Consider the following 15610-nt stretch of genomic DNA (forward strand, 5'->3'; position numbering starts at 1 on the left):
ACCCCACACTGATTGGAAGGCACGACCATGGCGGGACCCGTCCTGGACATGCGCTCGATCGTCAAGACCTTTCCCGGTGTCACCGCGCTGTCGGACGTCACACTGACCGTCCGCCAGGGCGAGGTCCACGCCATCTGCGGGGAGAACGGCGCCGGCAAGTCCACCCTGATGAAGGTGCTCTCCGGCGTCCATCCGCACGGTACCTACGAGGGCGAGATCCTCTTCGAGGGAGAGGTCTGCCACTTCAAGGACATCCGGGCGAGCGAGCAGCGCGGCATCGTCATCATCCACCAGGAGCTCGCGCTGGTGCCGCACCTCTCCATCGCGGAGAACATCTTCCTCGGCAACGAACACGCCACGCGCGGGTTGATCAACTGGCGCGAGACCCTGCGTCACGCCACCGAACTGCTGCGCCGGGTCGGCCTCGACGAGCACCCGGAGACCCGCGTCACCGACATCGGCGTGGGCAAGCAGCAGCTGGTGGAGATCGCCAAGGCCCTGTCGAAGAAGGTGAAGCTGCTCATCCTCGACGAGCCGACGGCGGCGCTGAACGACGAGGACAGCGGCAAACTCCTCGATCTCATCCTGGAGTTGAAGAACCAGGGCATCACCTCGATCATCATCTCTCACAAGCTGAACGAGATCCGCAAGGTCGCCGACTCGGTGACGATCATCCGCGACGGGCGGTCCATCGAGACCCTGGACGTCAAGGACGCGGGCACGACCGAGGACCGCATCATCAGCGGCATGGTGGGCCGCGACCTCGACCACCGCTTCCCCGAGCGCACCCCGCACGAGCCGGAGGAGGGCGCGGCACCGGCGCTGGAGATCCGCAACTGGACCGTCCATCACCCCATCGACCAGCAGCGCAAGGTCGTGGACGATGTGTCGCTCAGCGTCCGCCGGGGCGAGATCGTCGGCATCGCGGGCCTGATGGGCGCCGGCCGCACCGAACTCGCGATGAGTGTCTTCGGCCGCACCTACGGCCGGTACGCGGGCGGCACGGTCCTCAAGGACGGCACGGAGATCCGTACGAAGTCCGTCGCGGAGGCGGTCGGGCACGGCATCGCGTACGTCACCGAGGACCGCAAGCACTACGGCCTCAACCTCATCGACACCATCAACCGGAACATCTCGCTGGCCGCGCTGAGGAAGGTCGCGCGGCGGGGTGTGGTGGACGAACAGGCGGAGCGGCAGGTCTCCGAGGGCTACCGCACATCCATGAACATCAAGGCGCCGACGGTGTTCGAGCCGGTGGGCAAGCTGTCCGGCGGCAACCAGCAGAAGGTCGTCCTCAGCAAGTGGATCTTCGCGGGTCCGGATGTGCTGATCCTGGACGAGCCCACGCGTGGCATCGACGTGGGCGCCAAGTACGAGATCTACACGGTCATCGACCAACTGGCCGCCCAGGGCAAGGCGGTCGTCTTCATCTCCTCCGAGCTGCCGGAGCTGCTCGGCATGTGCGACCGGATCTACACGATGGCCGCCGGGCGGCTGACCGGTGAGGTGCCGCGGGCCGAGGCCACGCAGGAAGTGCTGATGCGCCGGATGACGAAGGACAAGGCGCCGACCGACAAGGCGAAGGACGAAGAGGTAACGCGATGAGCACGGACGTCACCGACAAGAGCCCGGCCGCCGCGCCGCCGGGCAAGGGCGGACCGGCCGCCGGCGAGAACCTGTTGCAGCTGGTGCTCGGCGGTCTGCGCCGCAACATGCGCCAGTACGGCATGCTGATCGCGCTCGGGCTGATCGTCGTCCTCTTCCAGTTCTGGACCGGCGGCGATCTGCTGCTGCCGCGCAACGTCTCCAACCTGGTGCTGCAGAACAGCTACATCCTGATCCTCGCGATCGGCATGATGCTGGTGATCATCGCCGGGCACATCGACCTGTCGGTCGGTTCGATCACGGCGTTCGTGGGCGCGTTCGCGGCCGTGCTGACGGTGCAGCACGGCGTGGCCTGGCCCGTCGCCCTGGTGCTGTGCCTGCTGGTGGGCGCGGCGGCGGGCGCCGTACAGGGCTTCCTGATCGCGTATCTCGGCATACCGTCGTTCATCGTCACCCTGGCGGGCATGCTGCTCTTCCGCGGTCTCACCGAGATCCTGCTCAAGGGCCAGACCCTCGGCCCGTTCCCGAACGGCCTGCAGAAGATCGGCAACGGCTTCCTGCCCGAGGTCGGCCCGAACACCAACTACCACAACCTCACCCTGCTCCTCGGCATGGTGCTGATCGCCGCCGTGGTGTGGCAGGAGGTTCGCGACCGGCGCCGCCAGCAGGAGTTCTCGCTCGACGTGGTACCGCGGAACCTCTTCCTGCTCAAGCTCGTCGCGCTGATCGCCGCGATCGTCGCCCTGACGATGCTGCTCGCCAGCTACGACGGCGCGCCGATCATCCTGATCATCCTCGGCGTCCTGGTGGGCGGCTACGGCTATGTCATGCGCAACTCGGTCTTCGGCCGGCACATCTACGCCATCGGCGGCAATCTGCCGGCGGCCAAGCTGTCCGGTGTGAAGGACCGGCGCATCACCTTCCAGGTGTTCCTGAACATGGGCGTGCTCGCGGCCCTGGCGGGTCTGGTGGTTGCCGCCCGGCTGAACGCGGCCTCACCGAAGGCGGGCGACGGCTTCGAACTGGAGGCCATCGCCTCCTCGTTCATCGGCGGCGCCTCCATGAGCGGCGGCGTCGGCACCGTCCTCGGCGCCATCATCGGCGGTCTCGTCCTCGGTGTGCTGAACAACGGCATGAACCTCCTCAGCGTCGGCACCGACTGGCAGCAGGTCATCAAGGGCCTGGCCCTGTTGGCGGCGGTCGGGTTCGACGTATGGAACAAGCGCAAGTCCGGTTCGTAAAGCGTCGCTCAGAAGGAGCCGCACCACATGGAACTGAACAGACGCACGGTCATCGCCGGCGCCGCGGCAGCGGGCCTCGCCACCACCCTCGGCACGGCGACATCAGCCGCTGCCGCGGCGGGCCCGGAGGCGGCATCCGGAAGGAAGCCGGTGAAGGAGTACTTCGGCACGCTCGCCGACGGCACGAAGGTCCACCGCTGGTCGCTGGCGAACGGCGGCACCCGCCTGAAGGTCCTCTCCTACGGCGGCATCATCCAGTCCCTGGAGATCCCGGACGCCCTCGGCCGGTACGCCAACGTCTCGCTGGGCTACGACAACCTCGCCGCGTACGTCGCCGGGACCACCTTCTTCGGCGCGACCATCGGCCGCTACGGCAACCGCATCGCCAAGGGCCGGTTCACGCTGGACGGCACGACGTACCAGCTGTCCGTCAACGACGGCGTGAACAGCCTGCACGGCGGCAAGCTGGGCTTCAACACCAAGGTGTGGGACGTCGAGCCCTTCACCTCCGGCTCCGACGTCGGCCTGCACCTGTACTACACGAGCGTCGACGGCGAGATGGGCTATCCCGGCACGCTGCGGACGAAGGTGACGTACACCCTCACCCGGCACGGCGCCTGGCGCATCGACTACACAGCCACCACCGACAAGCCGACGGTCGTCAACCTCACCAACCACACCTACTACAACCTGGCGGGCGAGGGCAGCGGCTCCATCTACGACCACGAACTCTGGCTCGCCGCAGGAAGGTTCACACCCACCGACACGGGCCTGATCCCCACCGGCGAACTGGCGAAGGTCAAGGGCACCCCCTTCGACTTCACGCATCCCAAGCCGATCGGCCGGGACATCCGCACCGGCCACCCGCAGCTGGTCACGGCCAAGGGCTACGACCACAACTTCGTCCTCGACAAGGGCACAACGGCCCGGCCCGAGCATGTGGTGACCCTGCGCGACCCCGGCTCCGGCCGCACCCTGAAGATCCTCACCGACCAGCCCGGTGTGCAGTTCTACTCGGGCAACTTCCTCGACGGCACCCTCGTCGGCCAGTCCGGTCACACCTACCGGCAGGGCGACGGGCTGGCCCTGGAGACCCAGCACTTCCCGGACTCGCCGAACGAGCCGTCCTTCCCCTCGACCGTGCTGCGGCCGGGGCAGACGTACCGGACGACGACAATCCACAAGTTCAGCGCATGAGTTGAACGGCGGCACATCCGTCTCCGTACTGAAGGGTGGCCCGCGCTCCCCCGCGCGGGCCACCCAGAACGGAGGACCCTTTGGCCGGCAACGTCACCTCGTTGTTCCGCGGCACCACGGCGCACAGCCCCTCGATGGCGGCGCTGGCGCGGGAGGGCGGCGACGGAACCGGCCCGGTGGACTTCTGCATCCCGTGCAACCCGTACTTCCCCACGCCGGCCATGTTCGAGGAGCTGGCGGTCCGGCTCCGCGAGATCGTCACGTACTACCCGAGCAGTGCCGACGTCGTCACCGGCGAGCTGTGCTCCCTGCTCCAACTGCCACCACAGTGCGTGGCGATGGGCAACGGCTCCACCGAACTGATCGCCTGGATCGACCACTTGCTGGTCCGCGAGTCCCTCGCCGTGCCGGTGCCCACCTTCGGCCGCTGGACGGACCAGCCGATGGAGACCGGCAAGCGGGTCGACATGTTCCCGCTGCAGGAGGCGAGCGGTTTCGCCCTGGACCTCGCCCAGTACGCCGAGTTCATCCGGCGGCGCGGCACCCGGGTGGCGGTGATCTGCAACCCGAACAACCCCGACGGCGGCTATCTGCGCAAGCAGTCCGTGGTGCAGTTCATGGACGCGATGACCGACCTGGACCTGGTGATCGTGGACGAGTCCTTCCTGGAGTTCTCCGACGCCGAGGCCGATCCGAGCGTCGTCCAGGAGGCCATGCTGCGTCCCAATGTGATCGTCCTGCGCAGCCTCGGCAAGAACTTCGGTCTGCACGGTGTCCGCTTCGGCTACCTGGTGGCGAACCCGGCCCTCGCGGGCAAGGTCCGCTCGATGCTCCCGAAGTGGAACCTCAACTCCTTGGCCGAGCATGTGGTGTTCATGCTGCGCGGCCACGGCACGGAGTACGCGCAGAGCCTCCAGCAGATCCGCCGCGACCGCCTGGAGATGACCAGCCACCTCTCCGCGCTGCCCGGCCTCACGGTCTACCCCTCCCAGGGGAACTTCCTCTTCGTACGGCTGCCCGTCGGGGCCGAGGGCACGGTGGTCCGGGACCGGATGCTGACCGAGCACCGGATCCTGGTCCGCGAGTGCGGCAACAAGATCGGATCCTCCAGCCGCTTCCTGAGACTCGTGGTGCGCCCCCAGGTCGACGTGCGTCGCCTGGTGTCCGGCCTGGAACAGGTGCTCTACGGGTCCGGGAGGGGAGCCGCCGTACCCGAGCTGGGCACCGGGACCAGCTACAGCTCGGGTACGGCGGCCGTGGACCGGCTGATGAGCGAGACCAACGGGGCGGGTGTCCCGGGCCTGGCCGCACAGGCGCAGGCCCTGGGTGCCGCCCCCGCCGCGGCCGCCGGCACCGGCATGCCGCTCCCCGCCGCCGTACCGCCCGGCGCCGGGATGCCGATGCCGGCGGCGCCTTCGCCGGTCCCCGTACCCGCGGCGGCCCAGCCGGCCCCGGCGCCGCAGCCCATGGCCCCCGTGCAGCAGCCGGTGGCCCCCATGCCGGTCCCGCAGCCGGTCCCGGCGCCCGCACCTCTGCCGGCACCGCTGCCCGCGCCGACGCCCGTGCCCGTGCCCGTGCCCGCTCCCACCCCGGTACCGCCGGCCCCGCTTCCCGCGCCCGTGCCCGTACCCGCGGCCGCTGTCGCCCCCACTCCGCCCGGTGTCCCGGCTCGCGGCGGTCTCACGGCGGCGCAGGTGCGCGGCATGACGGCGCCCGCGACCGGTCTGACCCCGGCCCCGGCCACCGGCTGGCCGAACGCCCAGAGCTGGCCGAACGCGGCGGGAATGGGAGAGGCGGCGGGCTATTAGCCGCTGAGGACGACGTACGCGACCGCGGGATACAACGCGGTGAACGCCCAGACGAAGCAGTTGAGGCCCATGATGACGGCGCAGGCGAGGTGGAAGAGGACGCCGAGCGCGAGAAGAACGGGGAGCCAGGACGGTGGGGCGATCAGCACCAGCGGGAACAGCGTCTCCGTCAGGCCGACGCCGCGCGAGGCCCACCGGGCCAGGGCCGGGTGCGCGGCGAGGGCGGCGCCCAGTCGCCAGTGGCCGTAGCGGCGGGTGCGGAGTACGCCGGTGAGGCCGGTGCCGTCCAGCCACACGGGCGAGGTGACCTTGTGGATGCCGGAAGAGAAGTAGGCGAGGCAGGCTTGCAGGGCCAGGAACCACAGGGTCAGCCGCGTGGTCGTCGCGGTCGGGTGCAGATCGGTCAGGAGCAGCGCGCAGAAGGTGATCCTCAGGACCTGGTCCGCGCCCTCACCGCCACCCAGGCCGCGGACGACCAGGGTCATCGTCGTCACCACGACGGTGGCCAGCAGGACTGTGTGCACCGCGCCGTCGAACTCGGTGGTGATCAGGCAGGCGGCTGCCGCCGCACGGATCGCGAGGACGGCGAGGACTCGGGGATAGGCCACGGTCCGGCTCAGTGTCACGCCGAGGAGGCCGGTCGCATAACGCGGGTGGCGCAGCCGCAGGATCGGCCAGCTGGACAAGGACGTGTCCGCCAACGTGCGGGGACGGGCGAGGTATTCGAGGGAACCGAGCAGCACACCGGTCGCGGCAAGTACTTCGGTCAGGCGCAGGGCGGCGGCGGGGGCGAGGCTCATCGGCCGATCCGGTGCGGACGGGAGAGGAACACGGCCTCGGGCGAGCGCGACGCACGTTCCCCCGCCGTCTGCGCGACGACGAACTGCACACGCACCTCCTCGTCACCCGCCTCGCCACCGACCGAGGTCCGCGCCCGCTCGGTCGCGTAGCGCAGCAGCAGGAGGTAGCTGGTCGACTGCAGGGTCGCCGGGTCCGAGCAGGTGAGATCGTCCTTGGCCAGGGCGCCTGCCAGGTCGAAGAGTTGCTTGTGGTGACGCCGGTCGGGATGCCACACGACGTTCCACCAGCGGCGCTCGAACGCGGGCGTCACCTCGCGCCACGGCCCGTGCTCGCCACCGGGCGAGACCGTGCGGACGAGCAGGTGGTAGTCATGGGTACCCGGCAGGGGCGCGAAGAAGTGATAGCGCGGCACGAGACCGAGCAGGTCGTAGCGGCGCTGCCAGGCCGCCACCCGGGGGCACACCGGCCCCAGTTGGGCAGCCGCCGACAGCAGCAACCACACCCCGAGGATCCCGGCCAGCGCGTACTCATACGGTCCCATTCGCGCGGCGCTCGGTCAGGCCGCCTCCACCGCCGCACGCCGCGCCACCATCAACTCCTCCACGCTCGCCCCCTCAGGAGCGGCCTCCATGATCAGCGGAAGGCCCGTGGCGAGATCACCGAGCGCCAGCTCCGCGCCCAGCTCGAGGAGGACTGCGAGAGCGCCCCTGGGCTCGACGACGTCTGGATCGTCGCTCATCGTCCGTGCCACGTCGGTGAGTTCGGTCATGCCGCGCCTCCTTGAGTGCGGGTACGAGCACCATCTACATCCAGCTTCCTTTGATAGCGGAGCCAATCGCTCCGCAGGCAGAGGCGCATGGGAGTCCGCACCGGCGCACGACGTACGCCGCAAGACCTTCGGACAGAGATCGTCACGTCGAACGGACCCTGGAATCGAATGGTTTGCGAGTCGACGGCCCTCGCAACAACGCCGTACCGAGCCACGGAGGCATGTCGACCTCGGCCCGTACGGTCTTGCCGAGCGGGTCGCGGTCGACCACCTCCCACCGATCGGCCAGCGCGTCCACCAGCAGCAGCCCGCGCCCCGCCTCCGCGAGCGGCGCGGGCTCCGTCACGGCGTCGGGCCCGGATGGCCGTCGCTCGCCGTGCGTGTCGCTCACCTCGACCCGGATGCTCCCGGCCAGCCGCACCAGCCGCAGTTCGAAGTCCCGTCCCGGCACCCGTCCGTGGGTGATGGCATTGGCGGCCAACTCTGCGACGATCGCCACCACCGCGTCGGTGGTGTCCGCGCCCTGCGGGATGCCCCAGGTTTCGAGCTGGACCAACGCGAGATGCCTTGCCAGGCGGGCGCCGCGAGGAGTGGAACTGAGGCGCTGAGTGACGGTGCGGGCGGCATGGGGCGGTGTGGTCATGGGCCCAATGTGGTGGGTGTGACCGGCACTTCACCAGGCACGGCCCGCGTACGCTCGCGCGGCGTACACGGTCACGGTCTGGACAGTACTCGTGACAGGCCGTAACCATGTGCGCCATGGGTACGGGAAACGGCGGTGAGCCGGAGTCGTCGGTCAGTCTGCGCCAGTTCGGAGCGGTCGTACAGGCCCTCCGGGAGTATCACGGGTTGAGCCGGGAGGAACTCGGGGATCTGGTGGGGTACTCCAAACACACGGTCGCTTCGATCGAGTTGGGGAGGAGGATGCCGGACCCGGACTTCGTGGAGGCGGCGGAGGAGGCGCTCGGGAACACCGGGGCGTTGAGGAAGGCGGCGGCCTTTCTGGAGCGGGAGCCGGGGTTGGCTTCTTGGTTCCGGCGGTGGGCGGCGCTGGAGCAGACCGCGATCCATCTCTTCAACTACGAGTGCCGGATGGTCCCGGGTCTGCTGCAGACAGAGGCATATGCACGGCAGTTGTTCGCCGACGAGTTGCCACCGCTGGACGACCAACAGATCGGGGCCAGTTGGGCGGCACGCGCCAAACGCCAGTGCCTGTTGCGCGAACGACCCAACACCGCGTTCAACTTCATCATCGAGGAGCACGCGTTCCTGAGGCAGACGGGTGGGGCGGAGGTCACGCGCGAGGTCATCGGCCATGTGCTGGAGGCAGCGCAACTGAGGAACGTCCAGATCCAGGTCATGCCGCTCGTCCAACAGTCTCACGCCGGACTGCACGGGCCCATCGCCTTACTCGAGACCCCAAAACACAAGTGGTTCGCATACAGCGAGGGGCAGGAAAGCGGTCAGTTCATCGCCGACCTGAACGTGATCAGCGTGCTCCAGAGCCGATATGCCAGTATGCGTTCGCAGGCTCTCACCATCCGGGACTCCGTGAGCCTGCTGCAACGGATTCAAGGAGACCTATGAGCACCTCCGAACTGGCGTGGTTCAAGAGCAGTTACAGCAGCGGCTCCGGCGACAACTGCATCGAGGTCGCTGTCCGCCCCGCCACCATCCACGTCCGCGACTCCAAGGCCAAGCAAGGCCCCCAGCTCGCCCTCTCCCCCACCGCCTGGTCGGCGTTCGTCACGTGCGGGCTCACGATCGCGCGTTCATGGGCCCGCACGCCGTAACGCCGGATCGTGCCCCTACCTGCTCGGGCACTCCTTCCACGCCAGGTGGTACACCGTGCTGATGTCCCCGTCGGTCGAGTCCATCGTCATGAAGCTGACCTTGTCGGGCGAGGTGCTGCCCGCGTTCACCCGCAGCTCGGTGTTGATGTTGAAGTTGCGCAGGACGCCGCAGGGCGCCCAGACCAGCTGGGCGACGTCCGTGCTGTCGGTGGCCTCCCAGTTGTCGTTGAAGGGGCTGCCGAACGGGTGGCTCTTGGGCACGGTGGTCGGGGAGCCCTGGAAGTAGTACGAGGCCTTCTGGGTGGCGCTGGCGCCGGGCTGGAGCGAGAGGAAGCCGCGGTAGTCGGCGCTGGCGATGGCGTAGGTGAAGCCCTGAGGGACGTGCACCACCAGGTTGAGCTGGCAGTTCTTGCGGAAGGCCGTGGGGTCGGAGTTGCCGCCGGCCTGGGCCAGGTAGTTGCTGTAGGTCACCGTGAAGGCGGTGTTGTCCGGGGAGACGGCGACCGCGGCGGTGCCCTCGGGGCAGCCGGAGCCGTTCACCGTCGCCACATCGATGACGATCTTGTCCGGGGGCGGGTTGTCGAAGACGCCGCCGGCGGGTCTGTGGGTGGGTATCGCGGTGGAGAGCAGCGCAGCCACGGCGCCGCTCAGGAGGAGTCCACCAGCCATGGTTTCTCCCTAGTCGGGTGTGGGGGGTCTGTGTGCAGCCTGTGAAGCGTTCCGCATCGTAGGAAGCCCCGCCCGCGCCCGGGAGAGCCAACTCCGGCCATTCACAAGCGGCCGTTCACACCCGGACCCGGGCCCCTACGGGTTCTCCCAGGCCTCCGGTTCCGCCGCCAGCGCCCGGACGGGCTCCGGCAGCGCGTCCGCCGCGAGGTCGGCGACCGTGACACCTTCCAGGATCCGGCGGACGTTGGCGCGCAGCGCGATCCACAGGGGCAGCAGGGGCCGCGCGGTGCCGGTGTAGGCGAGGCCGGTCGGGCGTTCACCGCGCACCGAGACGATCGGGCCGTCCACCGCCCGGATCACATCAGCGACCGTGATCTTCACCGCGTCCCGCGCCAGCCGGTAGCCGCCGCCTCCGCCGCGCCGGCTGTCGACGATCCCGCCCCGCCTGAGGTCGCCCAGGATCCCTTCCAGGAACTTGTGCGGGATGCCCTGCACGGCGGCGATTTCCTCTGCTTTCACCGGACCGTTACCCTGCCGTACGGCCAGCTCCAGTACCGCCCGTACCGCGTAATCCGCCCGCGCCGAGATCCTCATGGATCCATTGTGGGGCGTCGCCGTGTGGAGAATGGCCTCGCCCGCGCCCCGTAAGATCGCCCGGGAGGATCCAACCTTGGCGCTCAGCAGACGTACCTTCAGTGCCCTGGCCGGCTCGACCGCCCTGGGGCTCGCCCTGGGCGGCAGCGGCGGCCCCGGGGCGCCCTCGGCATTCGCGGCACGCGGTGTGCCGACCGGCCCGGCACCCGCCCCGCCCACCGCCGACAACGAGCGGCACACCATCGGCTACGACCGGTACTCGCTGCTCGTGGACGGCAGACGGCTGGTCGTGTGGTCCGGCGAGATGCATCCCTTCCGGCTGCCGAGCCCCTCCCTGTGGCGGGACGTCCTGCAGAAGATGCGCGCCCACGGCTACAACGCCGTGAGCATCTATGTGGCCTGGAACTACCACTCCCCCGCGCCGGACCACTTCGACTTCACCGGTGTCCGGGACCTGGACCTGTTCCTGCGCATGGCCGCCGAGACGGGCCTGTACGTCGTCCTGCGGCCCGGCCCGTACATCAACGCCGAGGTGGACGGCGGCGGCTTCCCCGGCTGGCTGACGGCGACCACGGGCCGGGCCCGGACCGACGACCCGGTCTATCTGGGGCACGTCGACGCGTGGCTGACCCAGGTGAACCGGATCGCCCGCAAGCACCTGTACACCCGGGGCACCGGCACCGTCCTGCTGTACCAGATCGAGAACGAGTACGACGCCCACCTCGACGAGAGCGGCCGGGCGTACATGTCGCACCTGTACAAGAAGGTGCGGGCGGACGGCATCGACGTGCCGCTGTTCCACAACGACAAGGGCCGCAACGGCTACTGGGTGCCCGGGGCCTTCGACACCGGCCGCGAGAAGGACGGCTGGCTGTACGGGTTCGACGGATATCCGTCGCCGGCGAAGACCCCGCCGGACTGGGGGACCTTCGGGCCCGGCGGGGCGAAGGGCGGGGCCAGCGCCTCGCCGTCCACGCCCGGGTTCGTGCCCGAGTTCGGCGGTGGCTGGTTCGACCCGTGGGGCGGGGCCTGGTTCGACGGCAAGGGGTACGCCGAGTCGCGGCGCACCCGGGACGCCGCCTACGAGCGGCGCTTCTATCTGACCAACCTCGCCAACGGGCTCACCCTGCACAACGTGTACATGACCTTCGGCGGGACCTCCTGGGGCTGGCTGCCCGCGCCGGTCGTCTACACGTCGTACGACTACGGCGCCGCCATCGACGAGGGCCGGAACGTCACGGCGAAGATCGCGCCGATGCACCAGCTCGGCCATCTGCTGCAGCGCGTGCCCGACTTCGCCAAGCTGGACCGGGCGGCGGAGGTGACGGCCGCGGGCCTGAAGGTCTACCACCTGACCAACCCGGACACCGGCGCGCATGTGTACGTCGCCCGCAACGACGGCACGGACCCGGTCACCACCGAGCTGCCGACCGACGCCGGCCGACTGCGGATCACCGTGCCCGGCCGGGACGCCAGGCTGCTCGCGACCGGGCTGAAGCTCGGCACCCGGACCCTGAAGTACGCCACGGCCGAGCCCGGGCTGTGTGTGACGGCGGGGCGGCAGGACATCGCCCTGTTCTCGGGCCGCCGCGGCGACATGGCCGAGGTGGTGCTGACGAGCCTCACCGAGCCGAGCGTCACACGGCTGGACCCGGAGGCCGCCTGGGCCTTCGCCGACGACGCCCTGCATGTGAACGCACCGCTCGGCCAGGGCGGGCTGACCCGGGTGCTGGTGCAGAAGGGCGACAGCGAGACCCCGCTGCTGCTGCTCTTCGCCGACGACGCCACCGCCGTACGCGTGTTCCCGTACGACACCCCGTCCGGGACCCTGCTGGTGTACGGACCGGCGCTGCTGCGCCATGTCGAACTGCGCGGCTCCGAGGTCCACTTGACGGGTGACGTCACCGAGACGACGAGCCTGGAGGTGTGGGGGCCGCGCGGCATCGACAAGCTGGTGTGGAACGGGCGCGCCCTGCCCACCCGGGTGACGCTGTCCGGCAGCCTGATGACCACCGGCATGCTGCCGCCCGTGCCCGAGGTGAAGCTGCCCGCGCTGGGCGGCTGGCGGATGCGCACGGAGAACCCGGAGGCCGGGCCGAGCTTCGACGACTCGGGCTGGAAGGCCGCGGACAAGACGACGTCGTTCAGCACCACGCCCGTCCCCGACGGGCAGCCGGTCCTCTTCGCCGACGACTACGGCTTCCACTACGGGGACGTCTGGTACCGGGGCACCTTCACCGACTCCACCGCCCTGGAGGAGGTCGCGCTCGCCTACAGCACCGGCACCCAGGGCCTGCTGATGGCATGGCTGGACGGCGAGCCGCTGGGCACCCACCGGATGCCGGTCCCGGACAAGAACACCACCGCCAGACAGGGGACCTGGACGGCGACCGCCGCTTTCCCGCTGCGGGCGGCGCTGCGCTCGCCCGGCCGGCATGTGCTGTCCGTGCTCGTGCGGCGCATGCAGCACGACCAGGACGGCAAGGGCCTCGACAGCCACAAGGCCGCGCGCGGGCTGACCCGGGCCTCCTTCAAGGGGGCCGCACCGAAGGTGAGCTGGCGCATCCAGGGCGAGGGAGCCCTGGATCCCGTGCGCGGCCCGATGAACAACGGCGGTCTGTACGGCGAGCGCAAGGGCTGGCATCTGCCCGGCTTCCGCGACCACGACTGGGAGCACACGGCCTTCCCGCGCGCCGCCCGCTACCAGGGCGTGACCTGGTACCGGACCACCTTCCGGCTCGCAATCCCGGCGGACATCGACGCGTCGATCGGCCTGACCCTGGAGGATGATCCGTACCGGGCCTACCGGGCGCAGATCTTCCTCAACGGCTGGAACATGGGCCAGTACATCAACAACGTGGGCCCGCAGCACACCTTCGTCCTGCCGAACGGCGTCCTGCGCACCCGGGGCACCAACACCCTCGCGTTGGCCGTCCTGTCGGAGTTCACCACGCTGTCGGGGCCGGGGAAGGCGAGCCTGACACTGCTCGGCAGGGCGAGCGGCGGACTGCCGGTCACGCCGGTCTGATCACCCCGGTCTGATCACTGCGGCCTTCACGCCAGCCTGATCCGTAGATTCGAAGGGCTTCCCCGTCCATGGGCCGGGGGACCCCCGCCCCTCGGCCCCCGCGGAACCGCCTCGGATCACATGACGCGGACACGACCTTCCGCGTAGGCTCGGGCGGGCTGCCGGCCGAAGGAGAGAAGGGGGCACGATGGGCATCACGGGCGCGCGGAGGATTGCGGCCCGGTTTGCCGGGAAGCCGCGACGGCGCTCGCGGTCCGGCTTGACGATGCGCCAGTTGATGGCTCACTTCGCGGCCGCGGTCCGAGACCGTCCCCGTCCTCCCGCCGATGCGCGTGAGTTGTGCCGAGCGCTGTGCGCGGCGATGAGCGACCTGCGCGGAGGGCGCCCCGTTCAACTGCGGTTCGAGCGATTCCCCGACGAACTCGCGGTCACGGGCCTGTGGGTGGAGTTCCACGAATTCGACCTCGTCATCGTCGAGGAACGGGCCGAGGAAGTGCAGCAACTGGTGATACTCGGCCACGAGCTGTGGCACATGCACGCCGGTCACTGCCACCACCCCGGCGCCGGCGCGGCCGCGTCCCGAGTGCTGGCCGAGGAGCCCGACCTGCGCGCGGCCGCGCTCGCCGTCGCCGCCCGCGACGGCTCCCGGCAGCGGGACGAGGCCGATGCCGACGAGTTCGGGCACCGGCTCGCCACCGCCTTCCGGCCCCGGCTGTGCCAGAGCACGGACCGGCCGCTCGACCCCGTCCAACGGTCCCTCGGCCACCGGGGACGCACCGGGAGCCCACGATGACGTGCGCCCACCCCGCCTGCACCCTGGCCGGCCGGCTGAGCTCGGCAGAGATGCTCAGCGAGTCCTCCGTCGCGTTCTGGATCGCCACCGCGGTGCTGGCCACCGCACTGGCGATCAAGCTGCCCACCATCATCCGGCTGTGGAAGGACCCGCTGTTGCGCGCGGTGGGCGGACTGCTGCTGCTCGCCTGCGCGGTGTTCGTGTTCGTGACGCCGTCGACGATCGCCTGGACCAACCGGGTCACCGGCGTCCCCAACATCGCGGCCCCGCTGGTCTATTCACTGCTGACCGCGTTCTGCGCGTCCTGTCTGCTTCTGATCATCGCCTGGCGCGACGGCCTTTCCGACCGCTCGGCCGTCACCCGCCGCGCACAGCGCTGGGTGATCGCCGTGTACTCCGGGGTGATCATCGCGCTGTGGGTGCTGTTCGCGCTCGCGGACGTGCCCGTCGAGCGGCGCATCGACCTGGACACGTACTACGCCAACACCCCCTATATGCGCGAGGAGATCCTGCTGTACCTGCTCGCGCACTGCACCACGGCCCTCACCACGTCCCGGCTGATCTGGAACTGGGTGAGCGCCGACGGGCTGCTCGACTCCTGGCTGCGCTGGGGACTGATGTCGCTGGGTGCGGGCTACGGCATGAATCTGGTGTTCGACGCCGTGAAGCTCACCGCGGTCACGGCTCGCTGGACCGGGCACGACCTGGACTGGCTGAGCAGCGACGTCGCGCCGCCGGTGGCCTGTCTGTCGGCCATCCTGATCGCGGTCGGCTTCATCCTGCCGCACGTCGGCCAGTACCTGCACGACCGCTGGCGGGTCCGGCTCGCCCACAACCAACTGCGCCCGCTGTACCTGCTGATGTGCGGCATCAGCGGAGAGAGAGTCCCCCTGCTTCTGCGGGCCCGCCCGGAGTTGCGGCTGACACTGCGCGAGACGTTCATCCGGGACATGCTGCTGCCGCTCGGCCGCCGCCTCGACGAGGACCTGCGCCGCCGGTCGTACGACGCCGCGCTCGCCCTCGGTCACCCGCCGGACAAGGCCAAGGCGCTGGCGGCGGCCGTGACGATCCTGGACGCGGTGGACACACAGGCACGGCCGCGGTCCGACGAGGGCATGCAGGACACCGACGCGACCGACCTGCTCCGGGAGATCGGCCCGGTCTCCTGCGCGCTGCGCCACCCGGAGGACATCGAGGCCGTGCGCGCACGCGCGGACGTCGCGGCGACCAGCACACCGGCCCCCGGGTGAACGTCGGCCGCGCCTCGGCAGGCGACGTACGGACAGATTTCCGGCACAGAGTGGCCGAGACA

The 15610-nt window shown here is 69.9% G+C and carries 15 protein-coding genes; 9 read left to right on the forward strand and 6 right to left on the reverse strand.

Going from position 1 to position 15610, the window contains the following annotated elements:
* The first annotated feature begins 27 nt into the window (after positions 1–27).
* The 4 genes from mmsA (at position 28) to IE277_RS02770 (ending at position 5851) form a co-directional block, all read left to right on the forward strand.
* Positions 28–1605 carry a multiple monosaccharide ABC transporter ATP-binding protein gene (gene mmsA / locus IE277_RS02755; RefSeq protein ID WP_189948128.1) on the forward strand — a complete coding sequence of 526 codons (1578 nt, stop codon included), beginning with the start codon at positions 28–30 and terminating at the stop codon, positions 1603–1605.
* Positions 1602–2846 carry a multiple monosaccharide ABC transporter permease gene (gene mmsB / locus IE277_RS02760; protein WP_189948130.1) on the forward strand — a complete coding sequence of 415 codons (1245 nt, stop codon included), beginning with the start codon at positions 1602–1604 and terminating at the stop codon, positions 2844–2846. The genes mmsA and mmsB overlap by 4 nt, the downstream gene beginning before the upstream one ends.
* Positions 2847–2873: 27 nt before the next feature.
* Complete coding sequence (locus IE277_RS02765) at positions 2874–4043, forward strand: aldose epimerase family protein (protein WP_189948131.1); 1170 nt, start codon at positions 2874–2876, stop codon at positions 4041–4043.
* Between the two features lie 80 nt (positions 4044–4123).
* Positions 4124–5851 (forward strand): pyridoxal phosphate-dependent aminotransferase, encoded by a 1728-nt coding sequence (locus IE277_RS02770; protein ID WP_189948133.1) that lies wholly within the window; start codon positions 4124–4126, stop codon positions 5849–5851.
* Here IE277_RS02770 and IE277_RS02775 read toward each other — a convergent pair.
* The 4 genes from IE277_RS02775 to IE277_RS02790 form a co-directional block, all read right to left on the reverse strand.
* Positions 5848–6651 carry an HTTM domain-containing protein gene (locus IE277_RS02775; protein WP_189948135.1) on the reverse strand — a complete coding sequence of 268 codons (804 nt, stop codon included), beginning with the start codon at positions 6649–6651 and terminating at the stop codon, positions 5848–5850. The genes IE277_RS02770 and IE277_RS02775 overlap by 4 nt on opposite strands.
* On the reverse strand, positions 6648–7193 hold the full coding sequence (locus IE277_RS02780; RefSeq protein ID WP_189948137.1) for a hypothetical protein: 546 nt from the start codon (positions 7191–7193) through the stop codon (positions 6648–6650). The genes IE277_RS02775 and IE277_RS02780 overlap by 4 nt, the downstream gene beginning before the upstream one ends.
* A gap of 15 nt (positions 7194–7208) precedes the next feature.
* On the reverse strand, positions 7209–7421 hold the full coding sequence (locus tag IE277_RS02785; RefSeq protein WP_189948139.1) for a hypothetical protein: 213 nt from the start codon (positions 7419–7421) through the stop codon (positions 7209–7211).
* Positions 7422–7563: 142 nt separating this feature from the next.
* The gene (locus IE277_RS02790) at positions 7564–8064 is read right to left on the reverse strand and encodes an ATP-binding protein (RefSeq protein ID WP_189948141.1); all 501 of its coding nucleotides are present in this window, start codon (positions 8062–8064) and stop codon (positions 7564–7566) included.
* Between the two features lie 107 nt (positions 8065–8171).
* Here IE277_RS02790 and IE277_RS02795 point away from each other — a divergent pair, with 107 nt between their 5' ends.
* A complete protein-coding gene (locus IE277_RS02795; RefSeq protein ID WP_189948142.1) occupies positions 8172–9008 on the forward strand; it encodes a helix-turn-helix domain-containing protein in 837 nt (278 codons plus the stop codon).
* Positions 9005–9214: a DUF397 domain-containing protein gene (locus IE277_RS02800; RefSeq protein WP_189948144.1), complete on the forward strand. Its 210-nt coding sequence runs from the start codon at positions 9005–9007 to the stop codon at positions 9212–9214. Before IE277_RS02795 ends, IE277_RS02800 begins: the two co-directional genes overlap by 4 nt.
* Positions 9215–9229: 15 nt before the next feature.
* On the opposite strand, the gene IE277_RS02805 is transcribed toward IE277_RS02800, so the two are convergent.
* Positions 9230–9883: a DUF4360 domain-containing protein gene (locus IE277_RS02805; protein ID WP_189948146.1), complete on the reverse strand. Its 654-nt coding sequence runs from the start codon at positions 9881–9883 to the stop codon at positions 9230–9232.
* A 135-nt stretch (positions 9884–10018) separates the two neighbouring features.
* On the reverse strand, positions 10019–10477 hold the full coding sequence (locus IE277_RS02810) for an RrF2 family transcriptional regulator (RefSeq protein WP_189948147.1): 459 nt from the start codon (positions 10475–10477) through the stop codon (positions 10019–10021).
* 76 nt (positions 10478–10553) lie between these two features.
* Between IE277_RS02810 and IE277_RS02815 the strand changes: the two genes are divergently transcribed.
* From IE277_RS02815 to IE277_RS02825, 3 genes are all read left to right on the forward strand, one after another.
* Positions 10554–13505, forward strand: a complete 2952-nt coding sequence (locus tag IE277_RS02815; protein WP_189948149.1) for a glycoside hydrolase family 35 protein — start codon at positions 10554–10556, stop codon at positions 13503–13505.
* 187 nt (positions 13506–13692) lie between these two features.
* On the forward strand, positions 13693–14298 hold the full coding sequence (locus tag IE277_RS02820) for a toxin-antitoxin system, toxin component family protein (RefSeq protein WP_189948151.1): 606 nt from the start codon (positions 13693–13695) through the stop codon (positions 14296–14298).
* Complete coding sequence (locus tag IE277_RS02825) at positions 14295–15548, forward strand: MAB_1171c family putative transporter (RefSeq protein WP_373310696.1); 1254 nt, start codon at positions 14295–14297, stop codon at positions 15546–15548. Before IE277_RS02820 ends, IE277_RS02825 begins: the two co-directional genes overlap by 4 nt.
* The last annotated feature ends 62 nt before the right edge of the window (positions 15549–15610 follow it).

The sequence above is a fragment of the Streptomyces alanosinicus genome (assembly GCF_014650595.1).
In the GTDB taxonomy this organism is placed as follows: domain Bacteria; phylum Actinomycetota; class Actinomycetes; order Streptomycetales; family Streptomycetaceae; genus Streptomyces; species Streptomyces alanosinicus.

Excerpts from the sequence above, each read along its gene's own strand:
- mmsA (WP_189948128.1), top strand. The coding sequence starts at position 28 with ATGGCGGGACCCGTCCTGGACATGCGCTCGATCGTCAAGACCTTTCCC.
- mmsB (WP_189948130.1), top strand. The coding sequence starts at position 1,602 with ATGAGCACGGACGTCACCGACAAGAGCCCGGCCGCCGCGCCGCCGGGC.
- IE277_RS02765 (WP_189948131.1), top strand. The coding sequence starts at position 2,874 with ATGGAACTGAACAGACGCACGGTCATCGCCGGCGCCGCGGCAGCGGGC.
- IE277_RS02775 (WP_189948135.1), bottom strand. The coding sequence starts at position 6,651 with ATGAGCCTCGCCCCCGCCGCCGCCCTGCGCCTGACCGAAGTACTTGCC.
- IE277_RS02780 (WP_189948137.1), bottom strand. The coding sequence starts at position 7,193 with ATGGGACCGTATGAGTACGCGCTGGCCGGGATCCTCGGGGTGTGGTTG.
- IE277_RS02785 (WP_189948139.1), bottom strand. The coding sequence starts at position 7,421 with ATGACCGAACTCACCGACGTGGCACGGACGATGAGCGACGATCCAGAC.
- IE277_RS02790 (WP_189948141.1), bottom strand. The coding sequence starts at position 8,064 with ATGACCACACCGCCCCATGCCGCCCGCACCGTCACTCAGCGCCTCAGT.
- IE277_RS02795 (WP_189948142.1), top strand. The coding sequence starts at position 8,172 with ATGTGCGCCATGGGTACGGGAAACGGCGGTGAGCCGGAGTCGTCGGTC.
- IE277_RS02800 (WP_189948144.1), top strand. The coding sequence starts at position 9,005 with ATGAGCACCTCCGAACTGGCGTGGTTCAAGAGCAGTTACAGCAGCGGC.
- IE277_RS02805 (WP_189948146.1), bottom strand. The coding sequence starts at position 9,883 with ATGGCTGGTGGACTCCTCCTGAGCGGCGCCGTGGCTGCGCTGCTCTCC.
- IE277_RS02810 (WP_189948147.1), bottom strand. The coding sequence starts at position 10,477 with ATGAGGATCTCGGCGCGGGCGGATTACGCGGTACGGGCGGTACTGGAG.
- IE277_RS02820 (WP_189948151.1), top strand. The coding sequence starts at position 13,693 with ATGGGCATCACGGGCGCGCGGAGGATTGCGGCCCGGTTTGCCGGGAAG.
- IE277_RS02825 (WP_373310696.1), top strand. The coding sequence starts at position 14,295 with ATGACGTGCGCCCACCCCGCCTGCACCCTGGCCGGCCGGCTGAGCTCG.